Source organism: Halanaerocella petrolearia (genome assembly GCF_054657875.1).
This window is the reverse complement of the sequence record NZ_BAAHXW010000001.1, coordinates 177,899-193,214: the sequence shown is the minus strand read 5'-3', so window position 1 is coordinate 193,214 and position 15,316 is coordinate 177,899. Positions and strand designations below refer to the sequence as shown.

The 15,316-nt window shown below is 31.0% G+C and carries 22 protein-coding genes and 1 riboswitch; of the genes, 5 read left to right on the top strand and 17 right to left on the bottom strand.

All coding sequences use genetic code 11. The features are described from left to right. Window positions 1-34: 34 nt before the first annotated feature. Together ACYQ39_RS01070 and ACYQ39_RS01065 are read left to right on the top strand one after the other, a co-directional pair. Window positions 35-250 (top strand): alpha/beta-type small acid-soluble spore protein, encoded by a 216-nt coding sequence (locus ACYQ39_RS01070; protein ID WP_459840022.1) that lies wholly within the window; start codon window positions 35-37, stop codon window positions 248-250. Window positions 251-305: 55 nt separating this feature from the next. Next, window positions 306-521: an alpha/beta-type small acid-soluble spore protein gene (locus ACYQ39_RS01065; RefSeq protein WP_459840021.1), complete on the top strand. Its 216-nt coding sequence runs from the start codon at window positions 306-308 to the stop codon at window positions 519-521. A gap of 37 nt (window positions 522-558) precedes the next feature. On the opposite strand, the gene ACYQ39_RS01060 is transcribed toward ACYQ39_RS01065, so the two are convergent. The 7 genes from ACYQ39_RS01060 to thiT form a co-directional block, all read right to left on the bottom strand. Further along, complete coding sequence (locus ACYQ39_RS01060) at window positions 559-816, bottom strand: hypothetical protein (RefSeq protein WP_459840020.1); 258 nt, start codon at window positions 814-816, stop codon at window positions 559-561. Between the two features lie 113 nt (window positions 817-929). Continuing rightward, window positions 930-2,279, bottom strand: coding sequence for a CoA-disulfide reductase (locus tag ACYQ39_RS01055; protein WP_459840019.1), 1,350 nt, complete (start codon window positions 2,277-2,279; stop codon window positions 930-932). Window positions 2,280-2,320: 41 nt separating this feature from the next. Then, window positions 2,321-3,346, bottom strand: a complete 1,026-nt coding sequence (locus ACYQ39_RS01050) for a Gfo/Idh/MocA family protein (protein WP_459840018.1) — start codon at window positions 3,344-3,346, stop codon at window positions 2,321-2,323. Window positions 3,347-3,468: 122 nt separating this feature from the next. Beyond that, complete coding sequence (locus tag ACYQ39_RS01045; RefSeq protein ID WP_459840017.1) at window positions 3,469-3,639, bottom strand: hypothetical protein; 171 nt, start codon at window positions 3,637-3,639, stop codon at window positions 3,469-3,471. Window positions 3,640-3,702: 63 nt separating this feature from the next. Then, the gene (locus ACYQ39_RS01040) at window positions 3,703-3,861 is read right to left on the bottom strand and encodes a 4Fe-4S dicluster domain-containing protein (protein WP_459841605.1); all 159 of its coding nucleotides are present in this window, start codon (window positions 3,859-3,861) and stop codon (window positions 3,703-3,705) included. Between the two features lie 189 nt (window positions 3,862-4,050). After that, window positions 4,051-4,689: a thiamine diphosphokinase gene (locus tag ACYQ39_RS01035; protein ID WP_459840016.1), complete on the bottom strand. Its 639-nt coding sequence runs from the start codon at window positions 4,687-4,689 to the stop codon at window positions 4,051-4,053. Further along, entirely contained in the window at window positions 4,689-5,255 is a 567-nt protein-coding gene (gene thiT, locus ACYQ39_RS01030; RefSeq protein ID WP_459840015.1) for an energy-coupled thiamine transporter ThiT, read from the bottom strand. Before thiT ends, ACYQ39_RS01035 begins: the two co-directional genes overlap by 1 nt. A 54-nt stretch (window positions 5,256-5,309) precedes the next feature. Further along, a riboswitch (TPP riboswitch) is annotated at window positions 5,310-5,420 on the bottom strand. 128 nt (window positions 5,421-5,548) lie between these two features. Between thiT and ACYQ39_RS01025 the strand changes: the two genes are divergently transcribed. Then, the gene (locus ACYQ39_RS01025; protein WP_459840014.1) at window positions 5,549-5,935 is read left to right on the top strand and encodes a hypothetical protein; all 387 of its coding nucleotides are present in this window, start codon (window positions 5,549-5,551) and stop codon (window positions 5,933-5,935) included. 24 nt (window positions 5,936-5,959) lie between these two features. Here ACYQ39_RS01025 and lnt read toward each other — a convergent pair whose 3' ends face one another. The 9 genes from lnt to ACYQ39_RS00980 all read right to left on the bottom strand — a co-directional run bounded on the left by lnt (window position 5,960) and on the right by ACYQ39_RS00980 (window position 12,444). Next, window positions 5,960-7,438, bottom strand: coding sequence for an apolipoprotein N-acyltransferase (lnt, locus tag ACYQ39_RS01020; RefSeq protein WP_459840013.1), 1,479 nt, complete (start codon window positions 7,436-7,438; stop codon window positions 5,960-5,962). Further along, entirely contained in the window at window positions 7,439-7,927 is a 489-nt protein-coding gene (locus ACYQ39_RS01015; protein ID WP_459840012.1) for an ECF transporter S component, read from the bottom strand. A gap of 101 nt (window positions 7,928-8,028) precedes the next feature. Beyond that, entirely contained in the window at window positions 8,029-8,310 is a 282-nt protein-coding gene (locus ACYQ39_RS01010) for a cell wall hydrolase (protein WP_459841603.1), read from the bottom strand. Window positions 8,311-8,894: 584 nt separating this feature from the next. Then, window positions 8,895-9,662 carry a sporulation protein gene (locus ACYQ39_RS01005; protein WP_459840011.1) on the bottom strand — a complete coding sequence of 256 codons (768 nt, stop codon included), beginning with the start codon at window positions 9,660-9,662 and terminating at the stop codon, window positions 8,895-8,897. A gap of 2 nt (window positions 9,663-9,664) precedes the next feature. Then, on the bottom strand, window positions 9,665-10,333 hold the full coding sequence (locus ACYQ39_RS01000) for a flavodoxin family protein (RefSeq protein ID WP_459840010.1): 669 nt from the start codon (window positions 10,331-10,333) through the stop codon (window positions 9,665-9,667). Window positions 10,334-10,442: 109 nt separating this feature from the next. Next, window positions 10,443-10,700 carry a zinc ribbon domain-containing protein gene (locus ACYQ39_RS00995; protein ID WP_459840009.1) on the bottom strand — a complete coding sequence of 86 codons (258 nt, stop codon included), beginning with the start codon at window positions 10,698-10,700 and terminating at the stop codon, window positions 10,443-10,445. A 16-nt stretch (window positions 10,701-10,716) separates the two neighbouring features. Further along, complete coding sequence (locus ACYQ39_RS00990) at window positions 10,717-11,712, bottom strand: AIR synthase family protein (RefSeq protein ID WP_459840008.1); 996 nt, start codon at window positions 11,710-11,712, stop codon at window positions 10,717-10,719. A gap of 19 nt (window positions 11,713-11,731) precedes the next feature. Beyond that, window positions 11,732-12,250, bottom strand: a complete 519-nt coding sequence (locus ACYQ39_RS00985) for an ECF transporter S component (RefSeq protein ID WP_459840007.1) — start codon at window positions 12,248-12,250, stop codon at window positions 11,732-11,734. 68 nt (window positions 12,251-12,318) lie between these two features. After that, window positions 12,319-12,444, bottom strand: coding sequence for a hypothetical protein (locus tag ACYQ39_RS00980; protein WP_459840006.1), 126 nt, complete (start codon window positions 12,442-12,444; stop codon window positions 12,319-12,321). A 116-nt stretch (window positions 12,445-12,560) separates the two neighbouring features. Between ACYQ39_RS00980 and ACYQ39_RS00975 the strand changes: the two genes are divergently transcribed. Both ACYQ39_RS00975 and ACYQ39_RS00970 read left to right on the top strand, forming a co-directional pair. Next, window positions 12,561-12,797, top strand: a complete 237-nt coding sequence (locus tag ACYQ39_RS00975; protein ID WP_459840005.1) for a DUF1657 domain-containing protein — start codon at window positions 12,561-12,563, stop codon at window positions 12,795-12,797. Between the two features lie 342 nt (window positions 12,798-13,139). Continuing rightward, complete coding sequence (locus ACYQ39_RS00970) at window positions 13,140-14,228, top strand: NAD(P)/FAD-dependent oxidoreductase (RefSeq protein WP_459841601.1); 1,089 nt, start codon at window positions 13,140-13,142, stop codon at window positions 14,226-14,228. Between the two features lie 20 nt (window positions 14,229-14,248). On the opposite strand, the gene ACYQ39_RS00965 is transcribed toward ACYQ39_RS00970, so the two are convergent. Next, the gene (locus ACYQ39_RS00965) at window positions 14,249-15,094 is read right to left on the bottom strand and encodes a L,D-transpeptidase (protein ID WP_459840004.1); all 846 of its coding nucleotides are present in this window, start codon (window positions 15,092-15,094) and stop codon (window positions 14,249-14,251) included. Window positions 15,095-15,316 lie beyond the last annotated feature (222 nt).

The window sequence follows — 15,316 nt, the reverse complement described above, 5'->3', positions numbered from 1 at the left end:
TAGTAGTAACAAAGTAATTAAGGAGGTGAAAGAGATGTCCATTAGAAATAACAGTAATCAATTATTAAATCCAATGGCCAAACAGGCTATGGACAAGTTTAAGGTAGAAGCAGCACAAGAACTTAATATCTCTGATGAGTATAAGTCTGGTTACTGGGGTAACTTAACATCTAGAGAATGTGGTTCAGTTGGTGGACAAATGGTTAAAAAGATGATTGAAGATTATGAGAAGAATATGGCTCAAAAATAAAACTTCCCCCACCTGTTAGGCTTCCCAATTAAACTAATCAAGGAGGTAGAATATAATGTCTATTAGAAATAACAGTAATCGATTATTAAATCCAATGGCTAAAAAAGCTTTAGATAAAATGAAAGTAGAGGCAGCACAGGAGCTTAATGTTTCTGATGAGTATAAGTCTGGTTACTGGGGTAACTTAACATCTAGAGAATGTGGTTCAGTTGGTGGACAAATGGTTAAGAAGATGATTGAAGATTATGAGAAGAATATGGCTCAAAAATAAATATAGAATAAAAGCCCTGGTTTTCCAGGGCTTTTATTTAGTTTTGGGGTTCTTCTTTTAACAAATTAGTAATAAATTTGACTACTGAGATTTTTTTGAAACTATTAAGATTTAATTTTTTAGTTGTCTTTTCTGCTTTATTATTTTCAGATTTTTGCTGTCCAGTTTTAGCTCTCTTTAAAGCCTGTAAATATTCTGATTTGCAATTAATATGCTCATCTTCTTCAGTTTCAACTTTATTCTGTTTCTGTAATTCACCTAGATTTTTTAAATAATCATTAGGAGATTTATCCATCCGTATCACCTTTCTAGTTTATACTTTCATTATCATCTTATCAACAACTAGAATTAATAACAAAAGTAATTACTACCAGAAAAGTTACTAAAAGGCCTAGATTTTATCCTTTTTTAATTCCTTTGTTTATCTGCTACAACTCCGGCAACCATTACTCCATCTTTAGGAACAGAAAATGGTGGAGCATAAGCTAAGTCTAAATCAATTAATTCCTTAGCTTCCATCTGATTATAGATTGCTGTTGCTAAAACATCTATTCTTTTAGCTACTCCAGATTCACCAATAACCTGAGCTCCTAAAATCTGTCCACTCTCTTCTTCTACTATCAATTTAATCTTTATCTTTGTATAATTGGGATAATAACCCGCATGATTACCAGCTTTAATAGTAGAAGTTACTATCTCATAGCCTTCTTCTTTAGCTTCTTTAGCTGTTATTCCTGTTCTAGCAGCAGCTAAATCACAGATTTTTGTAATTGCTGTACCTAAGACTCCATTAAAATGATCTTCTCCACCAGTTAAATTGCTACCTACTACGCGACCTTGTTTATTAGCCGTTGAACCTAGTGGAATCCAAACTGGGTTATCTGATACTAAGTGTTTAGTCTCTACACAATCACCAGCAGCATAAATGTCAGATAGATTAGTTTCTAACTTAGAATTGACTTTGATTGCTCCAGTTGGTCCTAAATCTACTCCTATTTCTTGGGCCAACTCCACATTAGGCTTTACTCCAATAGCTAATAATGCAAAATCTGCCTCTATTTCTTTTCCATTTTCAGTAACTAGTTTTGTAACTTTCTGCTCTCCTTTAAACTCAACTACTCCATCATCAGTAATTATATTAACCCCTTGTTTCTTAAGATGTTCAGCTACTATTTCTGCCATATCACTATCAAAATTAGTCAGTAATTGATCTGCCTTTTCTACTACAGTAACTTCGATATTATGTTCTAATAAACTTTCTGCCATCTCTAACCCAATATAACCTCCACCTACAATTACCGCTTTTTGAGGTTCATTAGTAGTAATATACTCTTTGATTCGATCAGCACTATGTACATTACGAAGAGTGAAGATATTATCTAAATCAACTCCTGGTAAAGGAGGTACAATTGGCTTGGCACCAGTAGAGATTAATAACTTGTCATAATCTACTTCTTTAGTTTTATCTCTTAATATATCCTTAACTATTACTTGCTTTTTATCAGGTAGTATCCTTTTTACTATATGTTGAGCTTTTACTTTTGGCCCTTTCTTAGCTTCAAACTTCTCTGGAGTATAGATAATAATATCATTTCTTTCTTTTACTAAATCCGCTATATAATAAGGTAAACCACATCCAGAATAAGATATGTCACTATCTTGTTCAAAAATAGTGATTTCTGCTTCAGGCATTTCTCGTTTAGCTTTAGCAGCTGCACTAGTACCAGCTGCTACTCCACCAATTACAACTATCTTCATTTATTCTCCTCCTTTATAGTTAAAATTATAGAATTATTTTGCTACTGATTAACTTCTATTGTCTTATTCTCTTCTACTGATTTTAGAATAGATAATACAGTCTTAACATCGCCTAATTCTATTTCAGGAGTAACAGAAATATCTTCTTTATCAGTTAACCCTTGATAGAAGTTTACTAACTCATTATAGAAACCTTGTTTAGGTGTATAATTTATCTCTTCTCTAGTTCCATCATTATAAGCAATATTGATAACTCCAGATTTTCTCTCTTCTAAATAAATCATTCCTTGACGACCAAAGATTCTAGTTCCTACTAAAGGTCGCTGCATCTCTTTGCCACTAGGAAAATAAGAAAACTGTCCAACTATTCCATTCTCAAAATGAAGGTTAATATTTGTAGATAGATAAGGAACATAGTCATCCTCTTGTGGTTTGCCAAAGGCTTGCAGACTATGAATTGGACCAAAAATATGTCTTAAACCAGCTAAGTTATGTAAAGCTCCATCTAATAATCTACCTCCAGGAAAAGCAGGATGTTGGCGCCATTCTTTAGCAGCAAATGTGTCTCCTAATGCCTCTTGGGGGAAATTAACAATAAAGTTACTAATAAAGTAGATGATTTCTCCAACCTTTTCTTCTGCTACTAGATTTTTGAGAATGTTGTTTTCTTCATTATATCTAAAATTCTCAGCAATTAACACTTTAATATCATATTCTTTTGGAAATTTAGTATATTCTTTAGCCTCTTCTAAGTTTGTAGCTAGTGGTTTCTCACAAATAATATCTAATCCTAATTCAGCTACATCTTTAGAGACAGCAAAGTTTTGCGAGATGGGAACCATAATATCTACTGCATCTAATTCTTCTTCTTTAATCATAGTCTTATAATCTTCATAAGCTTTATCTTTATTAATTCCTATTAGTTCAGTTGCTGCCTCAGCTACTTCTAATTCTACATCACAACAAGCTACAATTTCATATTTATCCTGTAGTTGTTGATAAGCAGGCCAGTGTAATCTCTGCCAAGCAAGTCCTGTACCAATAATTCCTATCTTTATCTTCTTCATATTATCAGCTCCTATAATATAATAATTAATAGCTCTATTATTAATATTGGCTAAATAGTAGTTTAATATAGGAGTTGATAATAAAAAGTTGGCCCGTTGGGGCCAAAGTTCAAACTTAAAGTTTATTCTTCATAGACAACATCATCAATTTTAATTGCTCTAAACTCACTATCTCCTTCAATACATTCCATACAATTGTCACATTCTTTATTACTATTTAAATCACAGATTAGGCATTCACCACAATCATTACAATTATCACCAGGATTCAAAATACATTCTTCTCTATCCAACTAGATCTACCCCCTAATATTTTGTAGTGATTAGTGTAACACAAAACTTGTGAAAAATAAAGCTTAGTTACATTCTATTGCTCCAGTAGGACAGACTGATTTACAGTGTCCATCTCCTAAGCACTCTAGAGCATTGATTATCTGTGCCTTAATGCCAGTGCTTGTATTAACTAATTCTATAATCTGACATCCACATGCTTTTACACAACAACCACATCCTATACATTCTTCCCAATTTACCTTTTTAATATAAGTTAATTTATAGTTAGTTCCACTCTTTTTTTTGGCCCAGCAGTCTTTCTTATCTATAAATACCCCTCCTTTTAATTTAATCTTATAGTTTTATATTTATTTAATAACTAATTAACATATTATAAACTAAAAAGCTTTCTGCTCTAAACAGAAAGCTTTTTAGTAATTAATAATCATTAATAATTTTCCATTTTTTAGATTAATCTCTGCTTCTTCATCTTCAATAATATTACTGATACTTAATGTTGAACCTCGAGTTAAAGTGGCATCTGTTAAAGGATATTTAACCCCTTTCAATTCAACACCTTCCACTTGAGAAGTTATAGGTAGAAAAGATATTGTATTACCTGCTTTGTCTTTAATGATTCTATTATCAGTAATCAATTCAATGGTATCTTGCTCTGTTACAAACTTAATCTGTACTCCAGAAGTAGTTAATTGCTCTAATAAGTATATATTAGCTAAACTATGATCTAATCTCTTTCCTAAAGCGGCAAAAACAATAATCTCTTCAAAGCCCATTTCAATTAAATTTTCTAATAACAATTGAGTATCCGTCTTATCTTTTTGAACAGGGAATTTTTTGATCTTTACTCCTTGCTCTCTATACTGATTTAGTACTGTAGAAGATACAGAATCAAAGTCACCTACTATCAAGTCAGGAGTAATTCCTAGTTCAAAAGCATATTCTGCTCCTCCATCAGCACAAGCAATCGTATCTTTAGCAGTTATATAGTCTTGATAAAACTCTTCTCTGCCTATTAATTCCCCATTTATAAAGACAATTGCCCTAGACATTAACTATTGACTCCTTCTAACTCCATTACTGGATTATTTGCTATTGCTTTAATTAGGATTAACATAACTATTACTGTAATAATTGTTTCTGGAATTAAATAACTACTATTATAAATTAATGAGTAAGTCCAGATACTTTGGCCCTCAGGAGCATACTGTCCAAAAAAGACAGCTCCAGAAATAAAATGCATTATAAATCTTAGAAAAGAACCAAATAAAGTACCGGAACTTACCAATAATGAATTTTTTCTTAAGCTGTTTGATTGATTTAAAGCACCTATTAATCCAGCTAAACCTAATAATCCATAGGCTAATGGATAATCAAGAATCAACTGGCTCCAGTGTACAACATAACCAGCTAACATAGCTTGTAAAATTCCATAACCTGTTCCTAATAAAAGCCCCTCTTTCCAACCCCAGCGTAAAGCAATAAAGATAACTGGAATCATTTCCAAAGAAATAGAACCACCTTGAGGCATTTCATAAATTTTTAAATAATTTAAAATAACTGCCAAAGCCAAACTAACTCCCATTTCTGATATCTTTCTTATTTTTGTACTATTCAATATTATCCCTCCTTAAAAGTAAAAAAACAACTCCATGTAGGAGTTGTGCCTGTAATTAATAAACACTAACTTTCCTACGCTGGTATAATCCAGATCAGGTACAAAAGGGTCAGAGTTTAATAACTCTCTCTCAGTTTTTTAATAAAAACTCCCCTAGTTTCTCTAATATTAAATTATATCGATATCTAATTATAGCAGATCAGTTATTAATTTGCAACTATAACAGATAAAAATTGATTTTAAAATAACAATTATGTTACAATAATAGTAACTTAACACTAAGGAGTGATAAAATGAATTCTGAATTAATTATTTCTTCTTCTTTTATGGTAGCAATTATTATAGAGGCTATTATTTTACTTAAAAATTTTTTTACTACTACAGAAAAAGAATTTCTATCTAAGTCTCTATTCAGGTTTTTATCTAATAGTTTCATTTATGTTGCTGCCTTATTAATTTTCATTTCATCTTTTAGTCAACAGAGTGGTTTAGAAATTATTAATTTTAAAAACTTAAATCAATTTACTTTAGGACAAGCTGCTATTTGGAGCATACTAATTGCTGATGTTGTTACTTTAATTGTCTTAGGGATTGGAATTATAACTAACGTATTTAAGAAAAAAGATAAACAACCAGAAGAAACTATTATAGACCAGAAAAAAGCTAGAGAATTAGCTTAGATATAAAAAGGAGTAGCAATATTGCTACTCCTTTTTATATCTAGTATAAGTTATTAATAATAATAATAATAGCATCACTCCAAGAATAATCTTTCCAAACAAATAGCCTATCTGTTGATATATAGTCTTTTCTTGTGAAGTTAATTCTAGCTTAGCCTCTAAACTGGTTGTTTCAAATAATTTAGTTCTATTTATTATTTGACCTTGTTTATTAATAATTCCACTAATTCCTGTATTACCTACTTTAACTACTGGCACTTGATACTCTACAGCTCGAAATATAGCTGCCTGTAAGATCTGTAAAGAAGCTTTACTTCTTTCAAACCAAGCTTCATTAGAAATATTAATAATTAAATCATTATCTTGATATAATTTATGAACAAAAAAAGGATTCAAAATCTCAGAACAAATAGGAGCAATCCAACTTATATTATTCAACTTAAAACTCTGTAACTCTGTACCAGGAGTAATATGATTTAAGTTACTTTCAATAAAATCAGGTATCAAATTAGGAAAAGGAACATATTCTCCCCAAGGAACTAATCTATTCTTACTATATGTTTGGCGGATATTATTATTCTTATCTATTAGTAATGCACTATTTAGATAATTCTCTTTTTCTGTAATGAAACCACCAGTTAATAATGAATTCCCATCTGAAAAATCAAAAGGAAACTTTTTATCCTGATCATAAGATCTTAATATAGCCGTTTCTGGCCAGATTAATAAATCCATATCGGTAGTTTGGTTTAATACTTCTTGTGATAGTTTAGTCAATCGCTTAGCAATTTCATCCTGTTGATTAGGATCTAATTTTATTTGTTGGGGAATATTAGGTTGAATCAAACCTACTTTTAACTCTTTAACTGTAGGTTCCTTTTTAGCTAATTCTAATCTACCATAACTAAAGACTACTCCAAAGACTAAAATAGCAACTAAAATATAAATTAACTTATATTTAAAAGAATTCTTTTTCAATCCTAAATAAAGTAAAGTATTTACTAATACAATCAAAAAACTGATTAAATAAAAGCCTCCATATTGGGCCAACTGAACCAATTCAGGAATGAAGCTTTGGCTATAACCTAAAAAGCCAAATAAATATTGAAAAGAAAAAAGAGTTCTTAAAAATTCTATTCCAGTCCAAACTAAGGGCATAACAATTAATAATGATAAATTTAACTGTTGATTAATCATTTTAGTAATCCAAGCAAATAGTCCCCAATACGTTCCTAGTAATACAAAAGCTAAAATAAGTATTAGAATACAGATAAACCAAGGATAACCACTAAATTTAAGTAGCGGATAGATTAACCATTTACCACTTATTATTAAAAAAATAATTCCCATCAGCCAACCTAAATAAAAAGCTTGTCTATCTGTTTTATCTTCTAATGCAAAAAGAAAAGGGATTAGTCCTATCCAGCTAACCAAAGCTAAATTAGGAAACTGAAAAGGAAGGGCCAACAGCCCTCCAGCTATAACTACCAGTAAATAAGCCATTTAGTCTGTCCTCCATTCAACATTACTTCTTTTAAGAATCTTAATTAAGAAAATAGCTAATAATCCTCCAGTCAACGCAGTCAATAACTGTGGTATCTGCATCATTTGAGCAATCTTAGGTGGTACTTTTACAACAGATTTTACTGCCCAAGCTAAAATAGCATATTTAAACCCTGCTGCTCCAACGACTGCTAAATAGCGATTACTTTTATTAGCCAAATAGTAGGTCATGACTAAAACAACATTTCCTAAAATAATAAAAGGAATTACTGAAGCTAAAGGCGCAGGTAAAATACCACGAACTAGAGCAATCCATGGTGTTAAACCACCAACTAATGCTCCTCCTATTCCTCCTACTAAACTAACAGAAATAAACAAGAACATATTTACTAATGGACCTGTAATAAAAAAAGGAAACCCCATCATTTGTACTACTAAAGTTAAGGCCAATAAAATTCCAGTTCTAGCAATCCATTTTGTATGATTCATAGTTTATATTACCTCCATTTTCCTACTTATCTCATATGTTTATAAATTTATTTTATAATAATTTATACCAAAAAACAAAAAAAGAGGCACAGTTGATGTGCCTACTTTAATCTAGCAAAAAGATGATTACCAATTTCCTTTACTGGTTCTGTATTTTCAAAGATCCAACTAGATGTAGCAGTGATAGGGTTATAATAATATAAGGTGCCGTTAGATGGATCCCAACCATTTAATGCATCTTCAACTGCTTGGTAAGCAGTTGTATTAGGCTCAAGATAAATTTGACCATCTAAAACAGCTGAAAAAGCATAACTACCATTCACTTTTTGGTATACAACACCATTCACATCATTTGGAAAATTAGGAGCTTTAACTCGATTAATAACTACTGATGCTACAGCAACCTGTCCTTCATATGGTTCTCCTCTAGCTTCTGAATATACAGCTCTAGCTAGTGTGTCTAATTCTTGGTCACTTAAATTTAATCGTTGTTGATTATTACTTTCTTTATTTGCTGGCTCATATATGTCACCTAATCCTTCATTAGCTTGGTTATTATCTGGAGAACTACTTTCATCAGAATCATTACTTAAAAAGGATAGAAAAAAATATCGATAATAGACCCTTAATCAAACTAAAAAAACTATTGGAACCATTACTTGCATAAGCTGGTGTAATTAAAACAAATCCAGATACAAAAGGAAAAATCAATGTGAATATAAGAATATATGTTATAAATTTATAATAAACTGTATTTGTTTTCATATTTTATAACCCCTCTTTCTATTAACTGCTACATCTTATTTGTTTTCTATAACTTATAAAAGTCTTCGACGAATATATTTTCTCTTATATCTTTTGGAAATGCAAATGTATTTTTTTGTAGTTTTGTATTTTTTTATGTTCATAAGTGACTAGGTAACGAATAAATAAAAACTCAGAGGCAATTCTACCTCTGAGTCAATACTTAAATATAACATTCGATAAAGTCTTTAATCAACTCCGCTACTTGAGTTGATCCTTTTTTTATTTGGGTTTTATTAATCCTTAGTTTTTCTTGACTTTCATCTAAATCTAAAGCTTCAGAAAATAATCCCGTTACTCCTCTGCCTCTACGATCAATTTCAAAAAATAATTGAATAGCATCATCAGTAATAAAATACACCATTTCTAGTTCATCTAATTCATTCCTAAATAAATTGGTAGGTCTAAATTCTAACTCCTGTATAAAAGGAAACTTACCTGTTCTTACAAATTCATTTTCAATGCTCTTTATCTTAAATCCTAGTTCCTCTAAAGCATCTAAAACTACTTTTAAATATTTATGCGGAAGTATTTCTAACCTATCATTATCTTTAGGATCAATTGCTCTTTTTATATCCAGACCTGTATGGATCCAGACTGGAAATCGGCTATTAGAGATAGGAGTCTGCTTATCTAGGATAAATGAAAAAGAGTGTTCAGTCTCATCTTCAGGTTGGATAGTCTGATCAACTGAAATATCAACCTGTTGAATTTTTTCCTCGGCAATCGTCTTTTTATCATCAACTTCCTTTTCATACTGGGTCATTACATACAGGTATAATTTATCTATCTTCTGCTCTATATTCCCACCATAAATTTTAATCTGTCCTTTTACTTCTTCTCCTGGCTGTATTTGTTTCTTCTCTAATAAAGTATCAACTCTAGCAGCTCCAATACCTATACTAGCCATTAATTTTTGAAACATACTCATATTTATTCCTCCACTTCTCCTATTATTTTCTTCAATTTCTTGCCTAAATTATTAAGATTATTAGTTATATCTTTTCCTTTATTTTTCTCAGGATGTTGATTCACTAAATCAGGAGTTCTTTTATTAGTTATTGGAGTATTTAATGGATATAATTCTACATAACCACCAACAGCACATTGCTCTCCGTAACCACAAGTAAAACAAGCATATTCTCCTTGGATTTCTACTTGTTCAATTACATCAATCCGAGCATCATTAGTAAAAGTTAATAGATCATCTATTGCTTCATTAGAGTCACCATCTCCACTAACTCCAATAATTACTCCTAACTTATTATTTAGAGGAAAAGAACAATTGTGTCTACTACTGAAACAGATACGTTCCCAAAACGCTCTTGCCTTAGCATTGATTCCATCCCAATATTCTGGTGCTCCAAATATAATGACCTTAGCCTCTTTCATAGCATTAAATATCTCATTGAGTTTATCATCTTTTACACACTGATGATCTTCTACACATCCATTACAAGCATCACAAGTTAATATTTCAAAGTTAGATAATGAATAAAATGAATGTGACAAATTACTTTTTTCAAGTACCGATTTGATTGCTGATTCAGTAATTTTACCTTTACGTCCAGCACTGATTCCTACAACCTCTATTTCCTTCATTATATCCCTCCATTATTTTGTATTCATAATTAATTAGATATCAGATAATGCAAAAAAGCCGGGACTCTTTACCCGGCTAATTCTAGGTTAAAATTTATTTATCAATAATTTAATCTTTTAAATCAAAATATTTAGTTTCTACTTTCTTTTTTGACCTCAATTCATTACAGTTATCGCAAAAGAAACTAATACTACCACAGCCTTTAATCACTTCTACCTGCTCCCCACATCTATCACAGAAGTTTCTAACATCTTTTATCTCATATCGAGTATGATCATCACAATACTTACAAAAGTACTTCTTTTCTCCATCTTCAGTCTTAGTACGCATAATATTATTACACTCTTTGCAGATAGCTTTCTTCATTATTAATCCCCTCTTACTAATTATCTTCTCTACTTAGGATACGCCATAGTTCATCTTCTGGAGCTGAATTAATATCTATTTTTCCCTGCTTAGTATTAATAATTCTATCTTCTGAAATAATCTTTCCAATAGTAGATGCTTTGATTTCAGATTCTGCTAATTCCTCTACTAATTTATCTCCTTGTGGAGTAGTTAACACTAACATTCCAGAACCTATTAGCTGATAAGGATTAACCTCTAATGCTTGAGTAATATATTTAGTAGTTTCATGAAGAGGTATCTTCTCTTTATGAATCTCAAAACCTACTTCTGCAGCAGAAGTTAATTCATATAAAGCACCATATAAACCACCTTCAGTTACATCATGCATAGCATTAACCTCTAACTCAGCACCTAATAACCCTTCAGGAACAACACTCAAATCTTTAGATAAATCTAATGCTAATTGAATTGTCTCTGCTGCAACTCCCAAATTAAGTAATTTTTCTTCAAAGCTACTAGCTAAAATAGATGTTCCTTCTAAGCCAACCCACTTAGTAACTACAATGTCATCTCCTACTTTAGCTCCAGCAGAAGTAACAAATTTCTCTTTATTAGTCTTACCAATAGCCGTACAAGATACTAAAGGTTGTTTAACTATATCAGTGACTTCTGTATGTCCACCTAATACATCTATCTCTAAATCTTTAGCAGCTTGATTGATATCTTCTACAATAGCTACTACATCTTCTTCATCAGTTTCAGGCGGAATCAATAAAGCCTGTTGAATCCCAATAGGTCTTGCTCCATTGGCTGCAATATCATTACAAGCTACATTTACAGCTAAACTACCCATTCCTTCTTCTACTCCTGTAATAGGATCAGTAGACATTACAGCTACAAATTCCCCAAAATCAATAACTGCTGAATCCTCTCCTATTTTCGGGCCAACTAAAACTTCAGAGTTCTGCTTTGAAAGTTTATCTAATACTAAATCTTTAAGCTCATTAATTCCTATCTTACCTGCTTCCATAACCAATCACCTTTCTTTTTTAATCAGCTATTACTTGAGACAAATTTGCTCTTAGCAGAGCAAAAATTACTGGGAAAGCAATTGCTGCTCCACCTACTGCTTGAGTAATATTGCCTGGAATACTACTTATAGCTGCAGCCCAACTGCCTCGCATAATAGCTCCAGCAACAAAATAACCTCCAATCATCCAAGCTCCGCCTACTAAAGCAGCCAGTAAATCTCTAAACCTTAATGAAACCTCTTTATATCCTCGTTGAGCAATATAACCAATAATTAATCCTTCTACTCCTTTGATTAGAAAAGTTGGCCCTGCCCAATGACTATAACCAGATAATAGATCTGCTAAAGCCGATCCAATTCCTGCAGCTAAGAAACCTACTTTAGGACCAAATAAAATGGCTGCCAGATAAATCATACTATCTCCTAGGTGAATATAACCATTTGTAGCTGGTGTAGGAACTTTAATCACCATAGTACCTACAGCCACTAATGCAATCAATAATCCTGTCATTGCTAACTCTCTTATTTGCTTCTTCATACTCTTCTCCTCCTTTAGGTATAACCTGTTATATCTTTGTGTTATCATAGCATATAGCTGATTTTTTGTCAAAAGCTAACAAATAGATCAGTTAACATTTTTGTCTTAAGTTCTGCTACTTTTTCTGCATCTACTAAGCACTCTACAACTTTAATAGCAGACTCTCCTCTATTTTTTATTATTAGCATAATCATCTTATATTTTTCTTGATTCTTGCAGGAAATCCTTTATCCTTCTACCTAATTTATCTTATTATATTTTCTCTCTCTCTGGTTATTATAATTGATGGGATGAGAAAGGAGGCTACAATATGACAGTTGGCAATCAACTACACCAGACTCTTACTAGCTTAGAAGGAGCTAAATCTGACTTAGAAAGTTATGCTCTAAGCACTAATGATAAACAAGCTGAACAGATGTATAATCAACTTGCTCAGGATATCCAGAATACTGCTAAGCAATTAGAGAATCGAGTCAATTATGTTGAACAAGAAGAACCTTCCTTTAAAGCTCGTCAAACTGGACAGCAACAACAGAAGAAACAATAATAGAAATTAACTTAGGTCCATAGGATAAGAGATTTACTCTTATCCTATGGTATATTATTTTACATATTTTTCTTGAGTTTATACAAAATAAATATAAATACTTAAATTAAAGGAGCTTAACAGCAATGTACAAATTATTTGATAAATTTACCACTTTACTAGTTAATTTATTGCTTTATAGCTTGATCATATCTTTTCTGTTCACTCTAACTTATTCGATTTATCAAACATTTATAAATATTAATTCTTGGTCTGAATTAACTCAAAGAATATCTAATTCAATCAAACAATTACCTCAACTAAATAGTTTGTTACTCTATTTTTCAAATTTAGTTTAAAGTAATAAACAAAGGAGGAATTATAATTAAAATAGCTATTATAGGTGGTGGAATTAGTGGGTTGACAGCAGCTTATAAATTAAAAAAAGCTGGTTATCAACCTGTTGTTTTTGAAAAAGAACATAAAGCCGGAGCTAGATTTGTTAATGGAGAAGCAATGATGCACTTAATTAATCTACCAATTACTGATGCCTTCTACTACCTAAGTTTAAATCATGAATTACCTTTACAACCCACTCTTCCTATTAGAAAGATTAAGTTTTACGGGCCAACTGAAACTGCTACCATTGTAGGAGATATTGGTTACATTACTGCTCGAGGTAATCATGAACGATCTTTAGAGAATCAACTAGCTAAACTAGTCTCCTGCCCTATTAAATTAAATACTGAACCTGACTATAACACTTTAAAAGAAAGTTTTGATAAAGTCATTATTGCTACTGGTGACCCTGCTACAGTAAAAAATTTAGGGCAATGGCAACAGACTGACATATCAGTTAAAATAATTGGTGCTACAATTGAAGGAAAGTTTGAGCCAACTACAGTTAAAATGTGGTTAAACCACAATTTTGCACCTCAAGGCTATGGATACTTACTACCTTTAGGGCATAAACTGGCTTCTTTGGCAATTGCTACGCCTCATGATATAGTAGATAGTGATAAGTTATGGACTAAATTTTTATCTCAACTTAACTTCTCTTTTAGAATTAAAGATACCTTTCAAATAGATAAATATGAAATTGGGAGAACTAAGACTCAACAGTTTAATAATACATATATTATTGGTCATGCTGGTGGCTTTATTATGCCTTTTTTAGGTTTTGGTCAACTCAGCTCTATTGAAAGTGGACTCTTAGTAACTAAATCTATCATAAATCGGATAGACTATAATAAGTTAACTAAGAGTCTAAGAAATGACTATCAGACTTCATATAAACTACGTAAGCTAATGGCAAGTCTTTCTAATACTCAATATGATAAACTAGTTCATAAACTCAATAACAGAACTATAAAGAAGATATTTTTACAACGTAAGATAAACTTAGCTAAAATTATTGGCTGGCTTAGCTCGCCTTTAGCTTGGCTAAAATAAAAATATCTTAAAATTACAACTTACTTTATTACTATTTTAGTTTTAATAGGAATGAAATCATATAATTGCTTTAAATCTTTATTCTTCATTCTAATACACCCTTTGGAATACTGCTCAACAATATCTAGGTCAGTATTAGTTATCCCATGAATTCCATAACTACCTCCTTTAGTCCATAAATCAATTCCTATCCAATATTGTCCGTATATTTTCTTCTGTTTACCAGTTAATCTTACTTTATTTTTTATTCTAAACTCTCCTACTGGAGTTGGAGATTCTGCTCCTCCTACAACAATAGGATAACTTTTGATTTTTCTATTATTCTGTATTATATATAATTTATGTTTGCTTCTATTAACCATAATGTGATAAGGAGTAAATTCTCTTCTAGACTTTTGAACTGAATTTATATTAGGTTTCAAAACTTTATCAATAATCTTAGTTACATCAAAATCATTTATTTGTTCAGGGTTATAATACCAACCACCAGTTAGATCTAACTTATTTGTAGCATCATTTTTACCAGTTACAGTTTCAACAGGAATATGAGATAGATATTCTTCCTTTAAATCAGTTAGCTCATCTGGTAAATAATGATGTTCTTTTAAATAAAGAAAGAGAGCCAGCTTTAATTTATTTAAGTTATTTAAAGTGTTGTTTGAATAAATATCTTCTTTATTTTGTTCTGTCGTATTTTCTTTGTTCAAATTGAAAATTTGGTTATTATTATCTTCTGTATTTTTAATTGGATCAGATCTATTTTCAACTTTAGTAAACCAATAATCTTTAATTAAAAAACTAATTAGAATTAAAAAAATAATAATTAAGATTACTAGTATTATAATCAAGGTTCTTTTAAAATTCATGTTAACCCCTCCCTTCTTTAGTACATTATATGTTTTTTTACATTTATTAGTTAAAAATACTATACTGGAAATCATATCTCAGATATATATAACAAAATAAATGCAAAAAATATATAATTTGCATTAAATAGTGTAATTGATTACCAAAAAATATAAATAGAAATAGTAATATTCGAACTATTTTCCCAATACAATCATAATGTATAGTAATAGAATAATCAT

Coding starts and splice junctions, on each gene's coding strand:
- ACYQ39_RS01070 (WP_459840022.1), top strand. CDS start 35: ATGTCCATTAGAAATAACAGTAATCAATTATTAAATCCAATGGCCAAA.
- ACYQ39_RS01065 (WP_459840021.1), top strand. CDS start 306: ATGTCTATTAGAAATAACAGTAATCGATTATTAAATCCAATGGCTAAA.
- ACYQ39_RS01060 (WP_459840020.1), bottom strand. CDS start 816: ATGGATAAATCTCCTAATGATTATTTAAAAAATCTAGGTGAATTACAG.
- ACYQ39_RS01055 (WP_459840019.1), bottom strand. CDS start 2,279: ATGAAGATAGTTGTAATTGGTGGAGTAGCAGCTGGTACTAGTGCAGCT.
- ACYQ39_RS01050 (WP_459840018.1), bottom strand. CDS start 3,346: ATGAAGAAGATAAAGATAGGAATTATTGGTACAGGACTTGCTTGGCAG.
- ACYQ39_RS01035 (WP_459840016.1), bottom strand. CDS start 4,689: ATGTCTAGGGCAATTGTCTTTATAAATGGGGAATTAATAGGCAGAGAA.
- ACYQ39_RS01025 (WP_459840014.1), top strand. CDS start 5,549: ATGAATTCTGAATTAATTATTTCTTCTTCTTTTATGGTAGCAATTATT.
- lnt (WP_459840013.1), bottom strand. CDS start 7,438: ATGGCTTATTTACTGGTAGTTATAGCTGGAGGGCTGTTGGCCCTTCCT.
- ACYQ39_RS01015 (WP_459840012.1), bottom strand. CDS start 7,927: ATGAATCATACAAAATGGATTGCTAGAACTGGAATTTTATTGGCCTTA.
- ACYQ39_RS01005 (WP_459840011.1), bottom strand. CDS start 9,662: ATGAGTATGTTTCAAAAATTAATGGCTAGTATAGGTATTGGAGCTGCT.
- ACYQ39_RS01000 (WP_459840010.1), bottom strand. CDS start 10,333: ATGAAGGAAATAGAGGTTGTAGGAATCAGTGCTGGACGTAAAGGTAAA.
- ACYQ39_RS00995 (WP_459840009.1), bottom strand. CDS start 10,700: ATGAAGAAAGCTATCTGCAAAGAGTGTAATAATATTATGCGTACTAAG.
- ACYQ39_RS00990 (WP_459840008.1), bottom strand. CDS start 11,712: ATGGAAGCAGGTAAGATAGGAATTAATGAGCTTAAAGATTTAGTATTA.
- ACYQ39_RS00985 (WP_459840007.1), bottom strand. CDS start 12,250: ATGAAGAAGCAAATAAGAGAGTTAGCAATGACAGGATTATTGATTGCA.
- ACYQ39_RS00980 (WP_459840006.1), bottom strand. CDS start 12,444: ATGATTATGCTAATAATAAAAAATAGAGGAGAGTCTGCTATTAAAGTT.
- ACYQ39_RS00975 (WP_459840005.1), top strand. CDS start 12,561: ATGACAGTTGGCAATCAACTACACCAGACTCTTACTAGCTTAGAAGGA.
- ACYQ39_RS00965 (WP_459840004.1), bottom strand. CDS start 15,094: ATGAATTTTAAAAGAACCTTGATTATAATACTAGTAATCTTAATTATT.